This window comes from Bacteroides sp. AM16-13, assembly GCF_003602705.1.
In the GTDB taxonomy this organism is placed as follows: Bacteria; Bacteroidota; Bacteroidia; order Bacteroidales; family Bacteroidaceae; genus Bacteroides; species Bacteroides xylanisolvens.
Genome location: NZ_QTLK01000086.1, coordinates 352 through 584, shown reverse-complemented (window position 1 = coordinate 584; position 233 = coordinate 352).

Below are 233 nucleotides of genomic sequence, written 5' to 3'. Positions count from 1 at the left end.
CGCTGAAAATTCCCCAATAAGGCAAGGGGCAAGCCCCTCTGCACACCCCATCGGGGACGGCATTTGCCGCCCCCGAAGATACAAAAAATCATTGTTTCACAAGCCAAAAAAGAAAGGAAGAATATATGGGTTTCGTAGTTTTACACATGGAAAAGGCGCACGGCAGCGACAGCGGAACGACCGCACATATCGAGCGTTTCATCATACCGAAGAACGCCGACCCCACACGCACG